13 protein-coding genes and 2 pseudogenes are annotated in these 21,255 nt (G+C 41.2%); 6 read left to right on the top strand and 9 right to left on the bottom strand.

Features of this window, described 5'->3' with window-relative positions; all coding sequences use genetic code 11:
• Window positions 1–320 precede the first annotated feature (320 nt).
• Window positions 321–3,170: a DNA polymerase I gene (gene polA / locus INE92_RS19925; protein WP_009041168.1), complete on the bottom strand. Its 2,850-nt coding sequence runs from the start codon at window positions 3,168–3,170 to the stop codon at window positions 321–323.
• An 88-nt stretch (window positions 3,171–3,258) separates the two neighbouring features.
• Here polA and INE92_RS19930 point away from each other — a divergent pair, with 88 nt between their 5' ends.
• Window positions 3,259–4,233 carry a polyprenyl synthetase family protein gene (locus INE92_RS19930; RefSeq protein ID WP_004313728.1) on the top strand — a complete coding sequence of 325 codons (975 nt, stop codon included), beginning with the start codon at window positions 3,259–3,261 and terminating at the stop codon, window positions 4,231–4,233.
• On the opposite strand, the gene INE92_RS19935 is transcribed toward INE92_RS19930, so the two are convergent.
• The 7 genes from INE92_RS19935 to mnmG form a co-directional block, all read right to left on the bottom strand.
• A complete protein-coding gene (locus tag INE92_RS19935; RefSeq protein WP_008020027.1) occupies window positions 4,234–4,914 on the bottom strand; it encodes a DUF1266 domain-containing protein in 681 nt (226 codons plus the stop codon). It lies immediately after the preceding gene.
• A 398-nt stretch (window positions 4,915–5,312) separates the two neighbouring features.
• Window positions 5,313–6,215 (bottom strand): deoxyribose-phosphate aldolase, encoded by a 903-nt coding sequence (gene deoC / locus INE92_RS19940; protein WP_004313730.1) that lies wholly within the window; start codon window positions 6,213–6,215, stop codon window positions 5,313–5,315.
• The gene (locus tag INE92_RS19945; RefSeq protein ID WP_004313731.1) at window positions 6,202–6,540 is read right to left on the bottom strand and encodes a nucleotide pyrophosphohydrolase; all 339 of its coding nucleotides are present in this window, start codon (window positions 6,538–6,540) and stop codon (window positions 6,202–6,204) included. The genes deoC and INE92_RS19945 overlap by 14 nt, the downstream gene beginning before the upstream one ends.
• Window positions 6,541–6,579: 39 nt before the next feature.
• Window positions 6,580–7,032, bottom strand: a complete 453-nt coding sequence (gene dtd, locus INE92_RS19950) for a D-aminoacyl-tRNA deacylase (RefSeq protein ID WP_004313732.1) — start codon at window positions 7,030–7,032, stop codon at window positions 6,580–6,582.
• 245 nt (window positions 7,033–7,277) lie between these two features.
• A complete protein-coding gene (gene uvrC, locus INE92_RS19955; RefSeq protein WP_015531965.1) occupies window positions 7,278–9,122 on the bottom strand; it encodes an excinuclease ABC subunit UvrC in 1,845 nt (614 codons plus the stop codon).
• 69 nt (window positions 9,123–9,191) lie between these two features.
• Window positions 9,192–9,722, bottom strand: a complete 531-nt coding sequence (locus tag INE92_RS19960; protein WP_004313735.1) for an adenine phosphoribosyltransferase — start codon at window positions 9,720–9,722, stop codon at window positions 9,192–9,194.
• Window positions 9,723–9,772: 50 nt separating this feature from the next.
• Window positions 9,773–11,659 (bottom strand): tRNA uridine-5-carboxymethylaminomethyl(34) synthesis enzyme MnmG, encoded by a 1,887-nt coding sequence (gene mnmG, locus INE92_RS19965; RefSeq protein WP_004313736.1) that lies wholly within the window; start codon window positions 11,657–11,659, stop codon window positions 9,773–9,775.
• Window positions 11,660–13,018: 1,359 nt separating this feature from the next.
• On the opposite strand from mnmG, the gene INE92_RS19970 reads away from it, so the two are divergent.
• The 3 genes and pseudogenes from INE92_RS19970 to INE92_RS19980 form a co-directional block, all read left to right on the top strand.
• The gene (locus tag INE92_RS19970; RefSeq protein WP_004307824.1) at window positions 13,019–13,588 is read left to right on the top strand and encodes an RNA polymerase sigma-70 factor; all 570 of its coding nucleotides are present in this window, start codon (window positions 13,019–13,021) and stop codon (window positions 13,586–13,588) included.
• A gap of 246 nt (window positions 13,589–13,834) precedes the next feature.
• Window positions 13,835–15,034 carry a FecR domain-containing protein gene (locus INE92_RS19975; protein WP_015531967.1) on the top strand — a complete coding sequence of 400 codons (1,200 nt, stop codon included), beginning with the start codon at window positions 13,835–13,837 and terminating at the stop codon, window positions 15,032–15,034.
• A 39-nt stretch (window positions 15,035–15,073) separates the two neighbouring features.
• Window positions 15,074–18,202 (top strand): annotated as a pseudogene (locus tag INE92_RS19980) (SusC/RagA family TonB-linked outer membrane protein); the annotation flags it as partial.
• 1 nt (window position 18,203) lies between these two features.
• Here INE92_RS19980 and INE92_RS19985 read toward each other — a convergent pair.
• Window positions 18,204–19,355: an ISAs1 family transposase gene (locus INE92_RS19985; protein ID WP_008018700.1), complete on the bottom strand. Its 1,152-nt coding sequence runs from the start codon at window positions 19,353–19,355 to the stop codon at window positions 18,204–18,206.
• Window positions 19,356–19,493: 138 nt separating this feature from the next.
• Between INE92_RS19985 and INE92_RS19990 the strand changes: the two are divergent.
• Together INE92_RS19990 and INE92_RS19995 are read left to right on the top strand one after the other, a co-directional pair.
• A pseudogene (locus tag INE92_RS19990) lies at window positions 19,494–19,727 on the top strand (hypothetical protein); the annotation flags it as partial.
• A gap of 10 nt (window positions 19,728–19,737) precedes the next feature.
• Complete coding sequence (locus INE92_RS19995) at window positions 19,738–21,252, top strand: RagB/SusD family nutrient uptake outer membrane protein (RefSeq protein ID WP_015531968.1); 1,515 nt, start codon at window positions 19,738–19,740, stop codon at window positions 21,250–21,252.
• Window positions 21,253–21,255 lie beyond the last annotated feature (3 nt).

Below are 21,255 nucleotides of genomic sequence, written 5' to 3' on the forward strand. Positions count from 1 at the left end.
ATATTAATTTGGTATTTATGCATTTTTGAAGATAAAATATTGTCAAAATGTCAAGATGTAGGGTCGGAGATGGGTTGCTATTTGCCAAGATTGGTGACAAAAAAATATCCGGCAGTCAATCTGCCGGATATAGAATGAATCACTTCGTCGAAAAAGGATTCCTTTTTCTAGCTTTCTGGATAATGAGTTAAATAATGTTATTATCCATACTTGCTTCTATTTTGTAAGCGGAAACCCCGGATAAGGTGGAGTCTCCCTGCGCAATTAGTATCTAAAAGATAGCAATTCCTTATTGAGGTGGCCTTTATCCACTTGATGGTTTAATGTGCCTCAAGCCAGTTTTTGCCCCATCCGCAATCTGCTTTCAAGGGGACGTGCATGCGGTATGCTTTCTCCATTTCTTCGATGACAATTTCTTCTACACGCTCTTTTTCATTGACAGGAACGCTGAAGTTTAATTCGTCATGTACTTGTAGGATCATTTTGGCTTGTATTCCTTCGGCCTGGAACCGTTGATAGATACGTGCCATTGCTACTTTTATAATATCTGCCGCACTTCCCTGGATAGGGGCGTTGATGGCATTTCGTTCCGCATATCCGCGTACAACGGCATTGCGGGAGTTGATGTCCGGCAAGAAGCGTTTCCGGTGGAAAATTGTTTCTACATAACCTTTTTCCTGGGCCACCTGAATACTTTTGTCCATATAGGCTTTCACTCCCGGATAAGTTTCAAAGTAACCGTCGATTAGTTCTTTGGCTTCTTTGCGGTCTACATTCATCCGTTCGGCAAGACCAAATACGGATATGCCATAGATGATACCGAAATTGGCAGTCTTGGCTTTACGGCGCATGTCGGAATCTACATCTTTCAGATCAATCTTATAGATTTTGGCAGCGGTGGCAGCATGAATATCGTGGTTGCTAAGGAAAGCATCAATCATATTCTTATCCTCGCTAAGGTGTGCCATAATACGCAATTCGATCTGCGAATAGTCGGCAGAGAAGAAGAGGCAGCCTTCATCGGGGATGAATGCTTTACGGATTTCTTTTCCATTCTCGTCGCGGATAGGGATATTCTGTAAATTCGGGTTACTTGAGCTAAGGCGTCCCGTAGCGGTTACAGTCTGGTTGAAAGAGGTATGCACCCTTCCTGTGCGTGGGTTGATAAGTAGGGGAAGTGCGTCGATATACGTGCCCAATAGCTTTTTTAGTCCGCGATGTTCCAGAATCTTTTCTACCACAGGATGTTTATGCCGGAGGCTTTCGAGCACTTCTTCCGAGGTGACATACTGCCCGGTCTTGGTCTTTTTCGCTTTTTCTACAATCTTCAGCTTGTCAAACAAGACTTCGCCGACTTGCTTGGGTGAAGCGATGTTGAAGGTCTCACCGGCCAGTTCGTAGATTTCTTTTTCGATTTGCTCCATCTGGGCGGTGAAATGAGCGGATGATTGTTGCAGTGCTTCCGTGTCTAGCAATACTCCGTTCCGTTCGATATTGACTAATACCGGAACAAGAGGCATTTCTATATCATAGAATAAACGTTCGGCGTCATTCTCTTTCAGCTCTTTCTCCAATACGTTTTTCAGTTTCAGAGTGATGTCCGCATCTTCGCAAGCGTACAGATATACATCTTTCGGGTCGAGGTCGCGCATGTTCTTCTGATTCTTTCCTTTGGGGCCTATCAGTTCGTCAATATGGATGGTCTGATAATGCAGATAAATTTCTGCCAGGTAATCCATGCCATGACGAAGTTCCGGTTGAAGAACATAGTGAGCGATCATCGTATCGAAAAGCGGACCTTTTACTACTGCACCATAATTTTGAAGAACGATCATATCGTACTTGATATTCTGTCCGACTTTTAACGAATTCTCATTTTCGAAGACCGGGCGGAACTCCTTTACGATTTTTAACGCTTCGTCCCGGTCTGATGGAACAGGAACATAAAATGCTTCATTTTCGGCAATGGAAAAACTCATTCCGACCAATTCGGCATCCATTGGTTCGGTCCCGGTAGTTTCCGTATCTAATGAGAGAATTTTCGATGTAAGTAACTTTTGAATAATTTCTCTTCTTTTCTTCTCTGTATCAATGAGTTGGTAGTTACGTGACTGCGATTCTAACGTCTCTAGATTCGATTTTTTTGCTTCATTCGGCTCATTGGGCGTGAAATTCGCAAACAAATCGCCTTGTATTCCGCCTCCTTCTTCGGGAAAAAGTGGAAGAGGAGAGGGGGCGCTTTTTCCGGTGGCTACTTTGCTTTTGGGAGTGGAGGTTATTCCATTTCCGGAAACCTCTTTTTTTAGTACCCGGTCGATGAGCGTTCTAAATTCCAGTTCTTCGAAAATGCTGCGAAGTGAATCTTCGTCTGCTTCTTCGCGGACAAGAGAATCCATTTCAAGTTGGATGGGCACATCGATTTTAATCGTGGCGAGGAATTTCGAGAAAGTAATCATTTCCCGGTTCGTTTCCACTTTTGTTTTCAGTGCACCTTTCAGTTGGTCGGTATGCTCTAATAAGTTTTCGATGCTTCCGAATTCAGAAATTAGTTTTTGGGCAGTCTTTTCTCCTACTCCGGGACATCCGGGGATATTATCCGAAGAGTCGCCCATCAGTCCGAGCATGTCAATCACTTGTGCCGGAGACTGAATGTCAAACTTGGCTTTCACTTCTTCAACACCCATCACTTCGAAACCTCCTGTGTGCTTGGGACGGTACATAAATACCTTGTCGCTTACCAACTGCCCGTAATCTTTGTCGGGAGTCATCATATAGGTGGTGATACCTTGGCGACCGGCTTCGGTGGCAAGCGTACCTATCACGTCGTCGGCTTCGTAGCCTGCAACTTCCAGAATAGGGATGCGGTAAGCACGAATAATATCCTTTATAATAGGCACGGAAAGGCGGATCGCTTCCGGAGTTTCTTCACGCTGCGCTTTATATTGTTCGAAAGCTTCGTGGCGGAAGGTAGGTCCTGCAGGGTCGAAGGCTACTCCTATATGAGTGGGATTCTCTTTTTTCAGCACTTCTTCGAGGGTGTTTACAAAACCCAGTATAGCTGAAGTGTTGAATCCTTTGGAATTGATTCTTGGGTTCTTGATAAAGGCGTAATATGCCCGGTATATCAGTGCATAAGCGTCTAAAAGAAATAATTTATTACTTGAATCCATAGATTTAATTAATTTTTCATGGTAAAAGTACAAAAAAATACGGTATTCAGCGTTTTATTATTACTTTTGTGCTCAAATTGTGTAATTAATGGACAGCATCTCACTCATCAGAACTCCGATTGAAGCAGAACTAAGAGACTTCAAAGAACTTTTTGATAGTTCTCTCTCCAGTTCAAATGCATTGCTCGATAGTGTCGTATCTCACATACGGCAGAGGAATGGTAAGATGATGCGTCCTATTCTTGTTTTGCTGGTGGCACGTCTTTATGGTGCTGTATGTCCTTCCACTCTTCATGCAGCTGTTTCATTGGAACTCCTTCATACAGCCAGTTTGGTGCATGACGACGTCGTGGATGAAAGTACCGAACGCCGTGGACAACTCTCGGTGAATGCTATCTTTAATAATAAAGTAGCCGTATTGACGGGCGACTATCTGCTGGCAACCAGTTTGGTGCATGCCGAACTGACGAACAGCCACCGCATTATTCAACTGGTGTCTACTCTTGGGCAGGATCTTGCTGACGGCGAGTTGCTTCAGCTTTCAAATGTAAGTAATCATAGCTTTTCTGAGGAGGTTTACTTTGATGTAATCCGTAAGAAGACTGCCGCTCTTTTTGCTGCCTGTACGAAAGCTGCCGCTTTTTCGGTAGGTGTAGGGGAGGGAGAAGCCGAACTGGCTCGTTTGTTGGGCGAATATATTGGTATCTGCTTTCAGATAAAAGATGATATTTTCGATTACTTTGATAATAGAGAGATTGGCAAACCAACAGGTAATGATATGCTTGAAGGTAAACTGACATTGCCCGCTTTGTATGTATTGAACACGACAAAAAACGATGAGGCGCAGGAATTGGCAATCAAGGTAAAGGAGGGTGCAGCTACTCTCGATGAAATTGCTCATTTGATCTCGTTTATCAAAGAAAATGGGGGCATTGAATATGCCGTTCAGACGATGAATATCTATAAGCAAAAGGCTTTTGATTTACTGGCTTCTTTGCCGGAATCTGATATTTGTGTAGCCCTCCGGGCTTACTTGGATTACGTGGTAGACCGCGAAAAATAATTACCTCCGGTGTTTGCCCAGAAGTGAATAGCACGATAATAATCGATCCCAATCTTCTATCTTTCCCGATTTCATCGCTTTTCCTAAAAGGAAACTCTTGTCTATTTCTTCAGCTGTATGAAGATCTAACGAACATAATTGGGCTGCTTGTTCTATGTACTTCCAGGCTTGTTCCTTGCTGATGTGCCCGCATGTTTGGGAGGCGCGCGCCAAGCTGACAAGCAATCCCATGTCCCATCCGATAATCCCTTTTTCTAAGTCATTTATCCATATAATCGGGTCTCTTCTTTCTTCTGTATATTTCACGAATCTGTATAGATTCTTTCCTTGCTGAATGAAGCGTTCTACTCCGAAAAAGCGCTTTTGGATGATACTTTCGAACTCGTTGATGTTCTCTGTGGAGAGTAAGTAGGGGAGCATAATCTGGTAGGAGACTCTGTCTCCTTCGTTAATCAGGAACTGGAATAATCCGGTGACGGACTCGGTATCGGTGCAGTGGAACTCTTCTGCCAGCAGTCTGGATAGCTTTTGCGGATGGACTCCGGTCTCCATGGAGTTGAGATAGAAGCCTTGCAGTCCAGCTTCCATATAACCGATGCGTAGCCCCTTCTTTTTCTCTGTTCCGAGGATGAGATTCAGAGGGTTGTGATTGAATCGTAAGGTTCTTGTGTAAGCGTCCATCCTTAATACCTCCATAAAGTTCATGAAAAGCGTGAGAACTGTTGCCATGTATTTTCCTGAGGCTTCGGCAAGCCGTTATGAGTATACAAGCAACAGTCCCACGCTCCATTCGATATATAACAAAATTATATACATGAAGGTGCGTGAGACCCGTTTGCTTATTACCATTCATAACTTTGAATTTTGCCGAATTCCAGGAACTGGTAATAAATGAAACGTTCTCTAATATAACTAATTAGCTATATTTTCATCGCTAAACCTTTTACAAAGATAATTATTTTTCCGAATTCTCCAGTAACTATCTTTAGTTTTTCTTAAATAAAAAATACCGCGTCGATTCCCGTGATACGGGAGTCGCGCGGTAAGGCGTATTTGATTGCTAATGTAGCCTTTAATTTTTAGAAGAACTTGATTTCTTCGCCTTTGATGTCGGAAAGGAGGAGGTTGGCTAAACGGCTGGTTCCCAAGCGGAACAGTTGGTTGTCAAGCCATTCTTCACCTAATAGTTCTTTTACAATAGTGTAGTAAATAATCGCATCGTTAACAGTGTTGATACCACCTGCCGGTTTGAATCCAATCTTGTTTCCTGTCTTCTGATAGTATTCTTTGATAGCTTCACACATCACGTAAGCGGCTTCCGGCGTTGCGGCAGGCTGCTGCTTTCCGGTAGACGTCTTGATAAAGTCTGCGCCCGAATACATGGATAGGATAGAGGCTTTCTTGATGTTGGAAGCACTCTTTAATGCGCCTGTTTCGAGGATTACTTTAAGATGGTGTTCCTTGCAAACTTCTTTTAGTTCCTGTATTTCTTCGCACATTCCTTCGTAGTCTCCGCTAAGGAACTTGCCGATGGAAATCACAATATCTATTTCGTCTGCACCGTCTGCAATGGCCAGTGCTGTTTCTGCCACTTTCACTTCAATGAATGTCTGTGAAGAGGGGAAACCTCCTGATACACAGGCGATATTGACTCCGTCTACTTCCAGCGTGTTTTTAACGATGGCTGCAAAGTTGGGGTACACACAGATGGCTGCTACGTTTTTCAGATCAGGATATTCGTCGTCAAACTGATTGACTTTTTCAGTAAAGTGCATCACGCTTTCGTCGCTGTCCGTACTGTTCAGGGTGGTCAGATCAATGCAGTTGAACAGGAATTTCTTAACGTCTTCCGTGTTGTTCTCCGGCACTTTTTTCTCAATCAATTCAGCTACGCGAGCTTGAATATCTGCATCGCTCAGATTGGTATTATACTTTGCCAATGCGGCCTTGTACTTGTTGGGCTGTGAGTTATTCTCTTCCATGATCTTTCAGTTTTGGGTTGTTGATATGTCTTTTATTATCTCGTTTCGTTTTCTTCTCCATGCTTTTCCGGAAAGCGTCAGTGATGTCTACTCCCGTCTGGTTGGCGATGCAGAGAAGCACCCATAAGACGTCTGCTATCTCTTCATCTATGTTGTCTTTTTCTCCTTCCTTGAAGGATTGGTCGCCATATTTGCGGGCCATGACACGGGCCAGTTCTCCTACTTCTTCCGTCAGGACTACCATATTGGTCAACTCGCTGAAGTAGCGGACACCGTATGTTTTCACCCATTGGTCCACTTGTTTCTGTGCTTCTTCCAGAGTCATTTTTTTAATGATTAGTGATTAATGATTAGTATGGAATATCTATTCTTTGTTTTTGGTATCCATGCATATAGTAACAGGACCGTCGTTTAAAAGTTCAACTTTCATGTCTGCTCCGAAGATTCCTGTGCCTATTTCTTTTCCCAGTGCACCGCTTAAATCTTTGCAGAATTGCTCGTAGAGTGGGATAGAGATATCCGGTTTGGCAGCTTTGATGTAGGAGGGGCGATTTCCCTTTTTGGTAGAAGCGTGTAGCGTGAACTGGCTGATAACTAAAATTTCGCCTCCATCTTCTAAAATAGACTTGTTCATCACCCCATTTTCATCGTCGAAGATACGTAGATTTACTATCTTTTTGCAGAGCCAGTCGATGTCTTCCTGCCCGTCTGATTCTTCGATGCCAACTAATATCAGCATCCCCTTTCCGATGGACGATTTGCAGTGTCCTTCAATGGTTACTGACGCATGGCTTACCCGTTGTATAACTATTCGCATTGTTATTTATTCTATTTCGTGGTTAGGAAAGGCAAATTTACAAAATTCGAAAGAGAAAACGGTGTGTTGGCAGGAAAATATTATAAGGTTTTGCCGAAAGCTTTAATGGTTTATTATTTAGGCATGGATTATACAGATTGAAAGGATAATGCGGTTTTTAGTAATTTAACCGTGAAATCCGTGCAATCTGTGTAATCCGCGGCTAAAAATGATAGAAAGATAACTGACTCCATTCCGCCGGCTTCTTATTCATTTTTTGATGATTCATTGCTTAATCCCTCTTTTACGGTCTTGGCTTTCGCTTCTCCGATGATAGCGGCAATCTCCTCAAAAGAGGTTTCTTTTATTCGTTTTACGCTCTTAAACTCTTTCAAAAGTGCTGTTTTTGTCTTTTCTCCGATACCTTTGATGGTATCCAGTGCGGACGCAACTTGTCGTTTGCTGCGTTTATCACGATGGAAACTAATAGCAAAACGGTGTACTTCATCCTGAATCTGTGTCAGCAGACGGAATAATGGGCTTTGCTGTTTGATACCAATCGTCTGCGGAGGAAATCCAAAAAGCAGCTCCGATGTGCGGTGGCGGTTGTCCTTTGCCAGTCCGGCAATAGGAATAGCCAGATTCAGTTCGTCTTCAATGACTTCTCTGACGACCTCCATTTGACCTTTTCCGCCATCAGTGATAATCAGGTCGGGTAGAGGAGAATTCTCTTCGATAGCGCGTTGATAACGCCTTCTGACGACCTCTTTCATGGAAGCATAGTCATCAGGCCCTACAACCGTCTTTATATTGTATTTCCGGTAATCTTTCTTTGATGGCTTGGCCTTCTTAAATACAACACAGGCTGCCACGGCATCAGAACCCTGTATGTTTGAGTTATCAAAACACTCGATTTGTAGCGGCGGTCTTTCCAAATGCAACTCTTGCTGAATTTCTTTCATTAAACGCATACTCCTTTGTTCCGGATTCAGCTTTTCTGTCTGTTTTAGGCGGTCGGCCTTGTACTGTTTCACGTTTAGAACCGAAAGATCCAGCAATTTCTTCTTATCTCCCCGCTGTGGAACGGTAAATACGATATTGTTTAACTCCAAATCGAGTTCAAAAGGCACTATAATCTCTCTGGACTGGCTTTTATAGCGTTCCCGCATTTCAATAATACCAAGCGTCAAAAGTTCCTCTTTTGATTCGTTCAGCTTCTTTTTATATTCGAACGTGAAAGCCTGATTGATGGCGCCGTTTGTGATGTGCAGATAATTGATGAAAGCAGAGTTCGACTCGTCCTCTTCGATTGAGAATACATCGATATTGTGCAATACAGCACTTACTACCTCTGATTTGGAGCGGTAACTCTCTATCAGGAGATATTTCTCTTTCACTTTCTGCGCCTCTTCAAACTTCATTTCGGCTGCCAACGTCTGCATCTTTTCCAGCAACATACGGCTGATATCTTGTGTATTCCCTTTCAGGATTTCCTTGATTTCATCTATGTTTTTGAGATATTCTTCCTGTGATTGCAACCCGATGCATGGCCCGGCGCAGTTTTTTATATGATATTCCAGACATACATTAAATTTGCCCGCCCGTATGTTTTCCGGACTTAGGTTTAAATTGCATGTGCGCAAGGGATATAAATGCTTTATCAGGTCTAATACCGCATACATTGATGGAATGTGACTGTACGGGCCATAATAAGACGAACCGTTCCTGATAACCTTTCTTGTTTTGAAGATTCTCGGAAAGTACTCATTCTGCACGCAAATAGAAGGGTAGGTCTTGTCGTCCTTTAACAGAACGTTGTAGCGCGGCTTATATTTCTTTATCAGATTATTCTCCAGTAATAACGCATCTTCTTCTGTGTTGACTACGATATAGCGAATATCAGCGATTTTACTGACCAATACTCGTGTCTTTCCCGGCTCATGCTCTTTGCTGAAATAAGAATAGACTCTTTTCTTTAGATTTTTTGCCTTTCCAACGTATATAATCGTTCCTTCCGTATTCAGGTATTGGTAAATACCCGGTTTCTCGGGAAGGTTGGCTACAATCCCTTTCAAATATTCATTGGTTTTGCTTTCCGGTTCTACATTCATAATCGTTAGGTATGAGAGATCGCTAGCTGCTTACTTTTGACACATTCTCTGCAAATAGATGCAAATCCTTTATAAAGTCAATACCGATTCTACTTCTACGTCGTCTCCGAATACTGATTTTCCATTCAGTTCTTTCAACTCAATGATGAAGTTTACATATACCTTTTTAGGTTTTAATCTTTTCACTAATTCACAAGCCGCTTTCATCGTGCCTCCTGTTGCCAGCAAGTCGTCGTGTAATAGAACTACATCATTCTCATCCAGTGCGTCTTTGTGAATTTGCACGGTGTCCTTTCCGTATTCCTTGTCGTAGCTTTCTTCAATTGTTTCTGCAGGGAGCTTGCCGGGCTTGCGGATAGGAATGAAACCGGCGTTCAGGCGGGTGGCTAAAATCGGTCCCATGATGAAGCCCCTTGATTCTATTCCTACTACTTTGGTGATCCCTTTATCCTTATACATATCAAACATAATGTTTGATAATTCTTGCAGGCACCATGGATCTTTGAATAGGGTGGTGACATCGTAGAACAGGATTCCGGGGATCGGGAAATCGGGTACTTCCCGAATACTTTTGATTAGTGTTTCTTTGCTCATAATCATTGAATTATATCGTTTCTTTAAATGATTTGTTTCACGTGAAACGTTGCCGCCTATCGTCCCGAAAGCACGAGCAGTACGTTGATGTCGCTTGGGGAGACTCCTGGAATTCTGCTCGCTTGCGCAATCGTTTCCGGATCTATCTTTACCAACTTTTGCCGAGCTTCGGTGGATAGGGATTGAATGGTAGAATAATCAAATTTTCCTTTGATCTTTATGCTCTCCAATCGTGCCAGCTTTTCAGCAATCATTCGTTCTCTGTCAATGTATCCTTGATACTTGATTAAGATTTCAGCAGCTTCGAGAATCTCTTCTTTCCGATCCTGATCCGAACTTGTCGCTTTCTCCAGTTCCCGCTGAAACGCCGGAACGTATTCTGTTATATTCTCGATTGTCACTTGCGGACGATTCAGAATCTCTATCAACTTGCATCCCTGACGCAGGGGAGTTGTTCCTATCTTTTCGAGAGCATCATTAATTAATGCCGGTTTCATCGAATAGTTGCGTGCGAAAGAAACGATTTGTTCCACGGCTTCTTTCTTGCTTTTTACCAGTTGATAGCGATCTTCCTTTGCCAATCCGAGCTTAAACGCTTTTTCTGTCAGGCGCATATCGGCGTCATCCATACGAAGCAAAATACGATATTCTGCACGGGAGGTAAACATACGGTAGGGCTCATCCACACCTTTGGTAACCAAATCGTCGATTAATACGCCAATATATGCTTCGTCGCGGGCCAGAGTAAAGGCTTCTCCACCGTGGCAGTTGATATGCGCATTGATGCCGGCTATCAATCCTTGTCCTCCTGCTTCCTCATATCCGGTAGTGCCGTTCACTTGTCCGGCAAAGAACAGGTTTTTGATAATCTTCGATTCCAACGTATGTTTTAATTGGGTCGGATCGAAGTAGTCATATTCGATAGCATATCCCGGACGATAGATAACCAGATCTTTGAAAGCCGGGATTTGTTTCAGTGCCGCAATTTGTATTTCCATCGGAAGTGAAGAAGAGAATCCATTAAGATACAACTCTTGTGTTGTTTCTCCTTCCGGTTCCAGGAATAACTGGTGCTGGTCTTTATCGGGGAAAGTAACAATCTTGGTTTCTATGCTCGGGCAATAGCGTGGTCCGATACTTTGTATCTGTCCGTTGAACAGTGGAGAATCCGGCAAACCTTCACGCAGAATCCGGTGTACTTCTTCATTGGTGTAGCACGTCCAGCATTGAAGTTGCTTTAAGTGGTGCGTGCTGGTATTCATGAAGGAGAACTTGTGGAAGTCACATTCGCCGGCTTGTGTATCCATTTGGTCAAAATGAACGCTGCGCGCATCGATTCGTACCGGAGTACCGGTTTTCATTCTTCCGTAGGTGATGCCGTGACGGGCGATGGATTCGGTCAATTGATAAGAAGCTGGTTCGGCCATTCTTCCTCCCGGTAATTGATGGCGACCTACGTGCATCAGTCCGTTGAGGAAAGTGCCTGCGGTGAGCACAATGCATTTCGCTTTGAAGGTGACACCCCACGCAGTGACCAATCCGGTAGCCTCACCGTTTTCAACGAGCAGTTCGCATACTGTATCTTGCCAGATATGAAGGTTGGGTGTATTTTCTAGTTTCTCCCGCCAGGACCAAATGAACTTAGCCCGGTCGCATTGGGCGCGGGGACTCCACATGGCAGGGCCTTTCGAACGGTTTAGAATTCGGAACTGAATGGCTGTTTCATCTGTCACCAATCCCATCTGTCCACCCAGTGCATCTATTTCACGTACAATTTGTCCTTTGGCGATTCCTCCTACAGCCGGGTTGCAACTCATCTGCCCAATCTTGTTCATGTCCATAGTAATGAGACAAGTCTTGGAACCTAAATTAGCTGCGGCAGCCGCTGCTTCACAACCAGCATGTCCGGCACCAATTACAATTACGTCGTACTTAAAATCCATTCCTATCTTATTTATTATCAAACGCTGCAAAGTTACGGAAAAGTTGTGAGACTTGTATCTTCAAGCTGTTTTTGCTTCTGAAAATCCGGGGAGGAATCCGGTTTGACTGAAAAAATCGCCGTAATTTTGAGTTAGAAATATGCAGATTGTTCGAAAATAGGCCGCTTATTGTTTTTTGTGATTGTATGTTTTTGAATAGAATGGTAATAGATTGTGTTTTAAATTCCCTGTTTTGCTTTCTTTTTGTTAGTTGTGCGCTTGCTCAATTATGAATGCAACTAGAGAGTAAAAGGAAAGATTTGTTGAAAAGACGGATTGTTGTGGGAATAAACGTAAGGTTTACACTCAAAATCTACCCTACGTCTTGACATAAGTCAAAAAAATAAATCTGAATGTAATTTTTTGCATGATGGCTTTTGTTGTTTTTGCAAACAGCTATACCTTTGCAGTGTAGTTGTGAAACTACTTATATTTTAGGTATTAGAAAAAGGTAATAATTAAAAGGTGTTAGTTTATAAAATTAAGGTATTAGATTTTAAGATTAGTTTTTAGGAAAAAGATTGTTTTGATTAGGTATTAGGAGAAAGACGTTTTCAGGTAAAGAGTAAATGAAAGATGAAGAAAAAGAAGAATCCCATTTATGGGGATTCTTTAAAGGTGGAGCGGAATGATTCGCTCTTTTTTTGTGCCCTTTCATTTCCAACTATTATTTTCTTTTGCTTCTCATTTGAACTGTATGGTAAGCTCGTTCGAGTTTCTTTTGGGGCAATTTGTTATTTGCCTGGATTCAATTAGTTTCAACCCTATTTGAAACAGTTTGTTTCAAGGTTTGAAACGATTCGTTTCTCGGTGTGAAACAAAGTGTTTCCCGTAATGAAACAGAGTGTTTCAAAGCATGAAACAGATTGTCGTCTTGTGGGATACGAACCGCTGCCCTATAGCTTACGATTGTTTTGTCAGCATTTCTCTTGTCTGACTCATATTTGAAATCAAAAAAATAAAGTCTGGTGGCTATCATAGGACAAGATTCCCGGTAAAATTGAAGGGAAAAACCAAGAAATCAGAGCGATAAATGGTGGTGATAGATGATAGATAAGGTGATAGGTTACCGGCAATCTATCACCATGCTTGAAAGTGCTATGAATAAACTGTTTCAAGAAGTCTGGTGATAGATGAAAGATGAAAGTGAAAAAATCTCTATGTATGAGAAAGAACTTTTTTATTTTCTATTTTGTAAGCCGGCAAAGTCTGCGTTTTTGAAAAAAAACAATATATTTGCAATCGTAAATGTCGCAAAAGTAAGTAGTTACGGCGATTTTTATGAATTCTGTTTCCTTTTTTCGCAGGTAATGTGACAGTATGAACGATAAAATTGACACTATAGTAGCGGGAGTAAACCGGAAGGATGAAAAGATGTGGGGCGATTTCTACGATCGTTTTTATACTGCCTTATGTGTTTATGTATCAAAGATATTGCCGGTCCCCGATGCGGTAGAAGATTTGGTACAAGATGTTTTTATTTCTGTATGGGAAGGGAAGCGTACCTTTTCTGATATTAAAGAGCTTACCAATTATCTTTATCGTGCCTGCTATAATAATACCTTATTATATATACGCAATAATCAAATTCATGATACCATATTGAATTCTTTAGCCGAAGAAGAAAGCGTGGAGGACGAAGATATGATTTATGCATTGACGGTGAAAGAAGAAATTATCCGGCAACTCTATTGCTATATCGAAGAACTTCCGTCCGAGCAACGCCGGATTATCTTAATGAGAATCGAAGGACATACATGGGAAGAGATAGCGGAACGTTTAGAAATAAGTATCAATACTGTTAAAACTCAAAAGACACGCAGCTATAAATTCCTTCGTGAGAGGCTGGGCGACTCTGTTCATTCTATTATTCTTTGTTTATTTCTCTAAAAAGATAAAAAGTCAATTTGATACATCTTTATCTTTTTATTGATTACTTAAGATTTGTTTTCTTTGTTAAAAACGAACTGATTCCTTCTGTATTGTGACATAATGTTATATTTTTGCCTCTAAATTCCTCTCCTTTATATTCTTATCTCAAAAAAATATCATCTTTTTGTCACCCTTTTCTGTGAGTTATGTATATCTATAATAAAGCAAATTAAACAGTTGTTTGATTTAAAAAGGAAAAATAAGATGAAGAAGTTCGAAAATGTATATCAAGATGCCGCTTTAATGAAGAAAGCTCTTTTAGGAGAAGCTAATGAATCGGAACAGCAAGAGCTTGAAAAGCGATTGGCGGAATGCCCGGACTTACAAAAAGTGTATGAACAATTGCAGAATGGTGAGACATTAAGAGTTGCATTTGAAGAATATAAAAATTATTCATCAAAGAAAGCCTATGAATCTTTCCTTCAGAAAATCGGACAAACGGAACCGGAGGTAATAAAGAAGTCTCGTGCTTTCCGGATTTGGTGGTCTGTTGCAGCAGCTGTTGTTTTAGTAATCGGTTTCTCTTTCTATATGTCGAATTATGGTTCGATTGAAGAGGAAAGCAGACCATTGATTCAGCCAGGAGTTCAACAGGCACAATTGACTTTACCCGATGGCAGCATTATTGATGTGCGGAAGAAAGAAGTTAACGTAATAGTAGATGGCGTCCAGGTAAAATATAAGGAAGGAGTGCTGTCATATAAACCAACCGTCACAACACAACACGAAGAGAAAAACGTCGAAGAGAAGCCGGTTAAGTCAAATGAACTTATCATACCACGTGGAGGAGAAAATACCGTGATCCTTGCTGATGGGACGACGGTTCATTTGAATGCTGGTTCTAAGTTGACTTATCCGGTACGCTTTGCGGGTAAACGCAGGATTGTAGCTCTGGAAGGTGAGGCTTATTTTGAGGTTGTGCAGGATGAATCTCATCCGTTTGTGGTACAAACTCATCTTGGCGAAGTGATGGTGCTTGGTACGGCGTTTAATGTGAATGCTTATACCGATGCTTCCGTTTGTTACACTACATTGGTACATGGAAAAGTTCAATTTTCTGCACCGAATGTCGGAACGGTAACTCTTCAGCCGGGTGAACAAGCAGTAGTTTCTGCCAATGGCACAGAGAAACGTACAGTCGATCTGGATGAGTATATCGGTTGGGTAAATGGTGTGTACAACTTTAAAAACCGTTCTTTAGGGGAGATTATGGAGACATTCGAACGCTGGTATGATATACAGATTTATTATGAAACACCGGATCTACGCGACATAACTTACAGTGGCAGTTTGAAACGTTACGGAACGATCAATTCTTTCTTGGATGCTTTGGAACTGACAGGCGATCTGACTTATAAAATCAGTGGCCGGAAAGTGCTGATATACGATGGAATGAAAGAGTAAGAATAAATAGAATATTAGGTAAAGTTTAATCATTAATTTATGAGAGAAAAACGATGGCTACTATGTTTTTTAGTGGCAGTGTGTTGCACATTTAGCACATGGGCTCTACCGTCACAGGATAAGACGGTAACTTTAAACCTGCACAATGTCTCTATTGAGACTGTTTTGGATGCAGTGAAGAAACAAACAGGAGTGAATATGTTGTATAATTCACAAATGTTTAAAGGAGTTCCTCCCGTATCAATTAATGCAAAAAATGAGAAATGGGAAGTCGCTCTAAAGTTGATTTTAAATCCCCAGGGATTTGATTATGTGGTGAAAGACGGTATTGTTGTTGTTCGTAAATTGCAGGCCGAGAAGCGTGATAATCGTATCCGTGGTACGGTTATTGATTCGAATAAGGAACCGATTCCAGGAGCCAGCATCATCGTAAAAGGTACTCGTACGGGTACTTCTACTAATATTGAAGGTGAGTTTACTTTGGATGTTAAGGATGATAAGGTGACTTTGGAAATCTCTTTTATTGGTATGAAGAAACAGACTCTTCAGGTAGATGCTACACGTAAGAAGATGCTTGAGATTACTATGTTGGATGATGTGAAGACATTAGAGGATGTAGTTGTAACCGGATATAGCAATGTTCGTAAATCAAGCTTTACTGGTAGTTCTACCCAAATAACAGGTGATGAGTTGCGTAAGGTATCGCAAACCAATGTTCTGGATGCCATGCAGTCATTCGACCCTTCTTTTCGTTTGATGAGCAATACGCAGTTTGGTTCCGATCCGAACGCATTGCCTGAAATGTATATTCGTGGACGTTCAGGGGTAGGTACCAGAGATTTGGATAAGAATCAATTGTCTAAATCGAATCTGGAAAATAATCCCAATCTGCCTACATTCATTATGGATGGATTTGAAGTTAGCATCGAAAAGGTATACGACTTAGATCCCAGCCGCATAGAGAGCATGACCATCCTAAAAGATGCTGCAGCTACCGCTATTTACGGTTCGCGTGCCGCTAACGGTGTGGTAGTTATCACTACCGTCACTCCGAAACCAGGTGAAGTGCGTGTCTCTTACAACTTTACAGGTACGGTGGAAATGCCCGACTTGAGCGACTATAATCTGGCAAATGCTTCAGAAAAACTGGAGATGGAACGCCTTGCCGGACTTTTCGATAATAGTAACATGGAAAATCAAATTCTTGATTATAATAAGAGATTTGCACAAATTCAACGTGGTGTGGATACTGATTGGATGGTACTGCCTCTACGAAATGCATTCGACCATAAACACAGCCTCTTTATAGAGGGAGGTACGCAAAACTTGCGTTGGGGTGTAGATGCTTCTTACAATGCAGCGAATGGTGTGATGAAGGGGTCAGGACGTGATCGCTATAGTGTTGGTTTCTCTCTGGATTATCGTATGAAGTCTTTGCAAGTGAAGAACACTGTATCGTTCACTCATTCTAAATCGAAAGAGTCGCCTTATGGTTCGTTTAGTGACTATACCATTTTGCAACCCTATGATACACCTTATAATGATGACGGGACATTGCGAAAAAGGTTGAGCTTCTCGAAGAATAGCAATTTACGCGAGGCTAACAACCCACTATACGAAGCGACTCTTGGCAATTATACTTGGAGTGCTTATGATGAAGTATCCAATAATTTGAGTTTGAATTGGTATCTGACCGATTACTGGACTGTTAGAGGTCAATTTAGTGTGAACCGTAAATATTCTAGTGGAGAACGGTTTATCGACCCGCTGTCTTCAAAAACCACGGCTGCTCCTAATGAAAGTGGACATAACTTGGGTGACCTCTATGTGGATGATGGAAATAGTTTGAATTGGAATGCAAATGCAGCTTTATATTATACACGTTCTTTCAATAAACATAATTTAAATCTGTCTGTGGCATGGGAGGCATCTTCTGGTTCATCAGATGCGACAAACGTTCATTACCGCGGATTCCCGAGTGGACAATTTCATTCATCGAATTATGCAGCCGAAATATATGAAAAGCCGTCACGTACCGAAGGTACTTCACGCATGGTCAGTGCATGGGCTACCGGAAACTATACATGGAATGATATTTATTTGGCTGATTTCTCTGTTCGTTTTGATGGGTCATCTGATTTTGGCTCCAAGCAACGCTGGGCACCGTTCTTCTCCGGAGGTTTGGGGGTGAACATTCATAATTATGAGTTTCTAAAAGGAAATGAGATAGTTAACAAATTGAAGGTACGTGCATCGTATGGCCGGACTGGTAAAGCTAGTTTTCCAGCTTATGCTGCTACGACTATGTACGAAGCGCTTTTTGATGAATGGTATGCAACAGGTTTTGGCGCAGTGTTGAAAGCTTTGGGAAATAACAACTTGACTTGGGAAAAGACTGATAAGTTTAATGTAGGTATTGAAATGCAATTTTTGAATCGGCGTTTGACAGTGGATGCAGATTATTATCATGATAAAACAATTGATTTGGTGAACGATGTCAGCCTGTCTCAAACTTCCGGCTTCTCTAGTTATAAAGACAATATGGGTGAAGTACTGAATCAGGGATTTGAGTTGCAGGTACGTGGCGAAGTATTCCGTAATCGTGACTGGTTGGTGGCGTTATGGGGAAATATGGCACACAACAAGAATAAGATTCTAAAAATTTCTGATTCTCAACGTGCCTACAATCAGCGAGTAAAAGAATTCTATGAGAATATAGTGAATGAAGAGTATGGCCGCTATAATTCTAAATATGGAGTACCAATTTCTCAATATGAGGAAGGACAGTCACTTACTTCCATTTGGGCTGTGAAATCTTTGGGTATTGATCCTACTACAGGTAAGGAAATATTCTTAAACCGTGATGGTAGTGTGTCCGACACATGGAATGCCACTCAAGAAGTGGCTGTTGGTAATACTGAACCTAAATTCAATGGCTCTATCGGATTTAATGCTGCTTATAAACAATGGAGCTTATTTGCTGCTTTCCAATACGAATGGGGCGGGCAGGAGTATAATCAGACTTTGGTAGATCGGGTGGAGAATGCCAGAATACAATATCAAAACGTAGACTTGCGTGTGTTGACCGACAGATGGAAACAGCCGGGAGATATTGCGCAGTTTAAAGATATTAAAAATGCCGATAGTGCCACTATGCAGGGCAGACGCATTAAAAATTATTGTTCTGTAAAAGTTGTGACAAATATTTTTCATCCCATCCGGCTTTTAGTCTTTTCAGATTCATACTTCCTTTTGTTGTTTTATCCTTCTTTAGTATGGTAAGTGCCATCTTTGTTGCCACCGAAAAGTTTCTGGCTGCATTTTTCACCTTTTTACTGTAGTCTTCTCGAAAGGTAACATCCAATTGCCAATGAAGATTATTCTCAATAGACCAATGCTGTCTGATGGCAGATGCAATCTCCTCCGGTTTGGTATTATCAAGTGAAGTTACATAGTATCTGACCTCTTGAGTATATTCTCCTGTTGCTACTATTGTTCTCTCCGACTTTATCCCTACAATAGACTTCAACCCCACAAGTTTCTTCTTAAACATTTTCTCCATTATAGAACCATAACTGACTACAGTACAGGTTCTTTTCTCAACTCTTCCATGTCCGGTATTTTCCGACACATGCCTGGTGACTCTATTGATTATTTCATCTCTATCCTGATAATCGTCAATAATTTGTTTAGCTAGTTGATAATTTTTTTTCTTATTCTCCTTTATAGCTATAATATAATTTGCATCACGCTCAATAATGGTCTGGGTTATATCTTTCTGGCATCCCATCGCGTCAATTGTAACAATACAACCACTTAGTTCCAAAGAGTTAATCAACAATGGAATAGCTGTGATTTCATTGCTTTTATCATCTACTTTTACCTGACCTAAAGAAATTCCATTAACGGCAGACCAGGCGGAAACCATCCATAATTTGAATCCTTCTTTTCCCGTAGTATGCTCTCCATCACATTGGCTTGGACCACGCATGAGCTTGCCATCTATAGCTACAACGCCTTTCACCTCCTGACAAACTTGTTTTACCCAATTACGAAAGATCAACTCAAAATACTCGGGCTTTATTATACTGAAGAATCTATTAAAAGTATCATGACTAGGGATGAACTCCAGGTCAGGTATGCGACTTTTGAAAAAAGCAATTTTCGCATTGCCAAATTCCTCAATCTCATTCCAAGACTGGGCGCCACAGATTACAGCAGCAATGGATATATAGATAATAGTTTCCATTTTATGTACTTTTTTGCGGTTCATCCTAGGATCTTCTATTTGTTTACAAAGGTCAATTATGCCAATTTTCATGTTAGTTTATGTTTTATAATATCTTATAAAGATAAGGAAAATAATCGACATATACAATAGATAATACACTAATAGTCAATAATATAAAAATAAAATACAAGTTGTAAGATAGTAAAAAATATAATGCGTCGACCCTGTGCCACTATGCCGACTTCACGCTTCGTTCAGGATAAGGCTTATCTGCGTTTGAGTGCATTAACTTTAAGCTATGATTTCAATCGGGAATGGATAAAGAAGTATTTGGGAATGAATATGCTCCGATTGGAAGCAAGTACACGCGATTTTATTAACTGGAATTCTATCCGTCAGGAGCGAGGTTTAAGTTACCCGAAGTCATGGACGGTTGATTTCTCTATTAAAGCACAATTCTAAGTATACCATTATGATACGAAAAATATATACTACGTTTGTTTCTTTTGCGTTTGTAGTCTTGACACTCTCTTCGTGTTCAGATTGGCTTGACCTTTATCCTTCTGATGAGATAAAGGAGGAATATTTGTTCTCTTCTGGTGATGGTTTCCGTACGGCAACGAACGGTATTTACCGGAAGATGGCTACTTTCAATTTGTATGGAAGTAACCTTACTTGGGGCATTATGGATGCCTGGGCGCAGTCTTATTATATAGATCAAGCTCCAAGTATAGGTGGTGGAACAGCTATGAGAAATATGGCAGCGCTTCAGTTTAAAAATACAGAATTAGTCCCTGTCACAGATGCCATGTGGAATGCTGCTTGGAATGTGGTTGCCAATTGTAATGAATTGGCTCAACAGGCCGCCAAAGCTGACCCTAATCTCTTTAGTGGACTTGATGGTGAGCGGCAGATGATTTTGGGTGAGGCTATCGGATTGCGCGCATTTATACAATTTGATTTGCTTCGTATTTATGCTCCATCTCCTTCATCTGTTGGTTTCGGGAAAGATGATCGTACTTTCATTCCTTATGTTAATGTTTATCCTAGCTATGTCAACAACCATCAAACTGTTAGTTATTGTTTGGAACAGATTATTGCTGATTTGAAGGAAGCACAGCGCATTCTGAAGGAAGTGGATGCAACATCTAGTATGGGGGCGAACGCTAGATTCAATATCGAAACGGTTTCAGAGAGCCTGTTTGCAAAAAGCAGAGGCTATCGCCTGAATTATTATGCGGTAACGGCGGAGTTGGCTCGTGTTTTCTTGTATGCGGGAAAGAATGCAGAGGCTTATGCAGAAGCCAAGAAAATCATTGATGAAGAAAATAAAACCGGCTATTTCGAGGCTTCAACTAATTCGTCTGGCTTTAGGAATGGAAATATGAAGATGTATAATGATATTATTTTCGGGCTCTATTCTTCAAAGGAGTTGGTGGAATGGGATCAGGAAATAAATCATGGTTCCGATGGTGCCAGTGAGGAGAATTATTTGTGTCTTGATGGTGATGTTGCGAAAGAACTGTATGGGGATGAAATAAATAGCGACTGGCGGTTTAAGTATCAATTGGAAGAGAAGTATTATGGGTTTTATTATCGCACATTGAAGTATAACAAACAGACAGAGAGTACAAATGAAGGGAAAACAAATAACCGTATGCTCCCTATGATACGTATGTCTGAGGTGTATTACATTGCTGCTGAAGCGATTTTTGATACCAAACCCAAAGAAGCACGAGGCTATTTGGAATTGGTGAAAAAAGGAAGAGGGATATCAAAAAAGTTTGATAATGTGACAAATAAATCGGAGTTTATAGATTTGTTGGTAAATGATGCCCGTCGTGAATTTCTGGGTGAAGGGCAGATATTCTATATGTATAAACGGTTGAATAGATTGATCCCCGCCAGCTCTTATTATAGTAGTGATATTTTGCCGACTGATGAGAATGTGGTATTGCCGAAACCTGATTCGGAATCAAATATTTAAATA

Origin of the sequence: Bacteroides xylanisolvens, assembly GCF_018289135.1 — a bacterium.
Taxonomy (GTDB): domain Bacteria; phylum Bacteroidota; class Bacteroidia; order Bacteroidales; family Bacteroidaceae; genus Bacteroides; species Bacteroides xylanisolvens.

Bases quoted from the DNA above. Each gene is read 5' to 3' on its own strand.
- INE92_RS19930 (WP_004313728.1), top strand. From the start codon at position 3,259: ATGGACAGCATCTCACTCATCAGAACTCCGATTGAAGCAGAACTAAGA.
- INE92_RS19970 (WP_004307824.1), top strand. From the start codon at position 13,019: ATGAACGATAAAATTGACACTATAGTAGCGGGAGTAAACCGGAAGGAT.
- dtd (WP_004313732.1), bottom strand. From the start codon at position 7,032: ATGCGAATAGTTATACAACGGGTAAGCCATGCGTCAGTAACCATTGAA.
- INE92_RS19975 (WP_015531967.1), top strand. From the start codon at position 13,835: ATGAAGAAGTTCGAAAATGTATATCAAGATGCCGCTTTAATGAAGAAA.
- deoC (WP_004313730.1), bottom strand. From the start codon at position 6,215: ATGGAAGAGAATAACTCACAGCCCAACAAGTACAAGGCCGCATTGGCA.
- uvrC (WP_015531965.1), bottom strand. From the start codon at position 9,122: ATGAATGTAGAACCGGAAAGCAAAACCAATGAATATTTGAAAGGGATT.
- polA (WP_009041168.1), bottom strand. From the start codon at position 3,170: ATGGATTCAAGTAATAAATTATTTCTTTTAGACGCTTATGCACTGATA.
- INE92_RS19935 (WP_008020027.1), bottom strand. From the start codon at position 4,914: ATGGACGCTTACACAAGAACCTTACGATTCAATCACAACCCTCTGAAT.
- INE92_RS19985 (WP_008018700.1), bottom strand. From the start codon at position 19,355: ATGAAAATTGGCATAATTGACCTTTGTAAACAAATAGAAGATCCTAGG.
- INE92_RS19960 (WP_004313735.1), bottom strand. From the start codon at position 9,722: ATGATTATGAGCAAAGAAACACTAATCAAAAGTATTCGGGAAGTACCC.
- INE92_RS19945 (WP_004313731.1), bottom strand. From the start codon at position 6,540: ATGACTCTGGAAGAAGCACAGAAACAAGTGGACCAATGGGTGAAAACA.
- mnmG (WP_004313736.1), bottom strand. From the start codon at position 11,659: ATGGATTTTAAGTACGACGTAATTGTAATTGGTGCCGGACATGCTGGT.
- INE92_RS19995 (WP_015531968.1), top strand. From the start codon at position 19,738: ATGATACGAAAAATATATACTACGTTTGTTTCTTTTGCGTTTGTAGTC.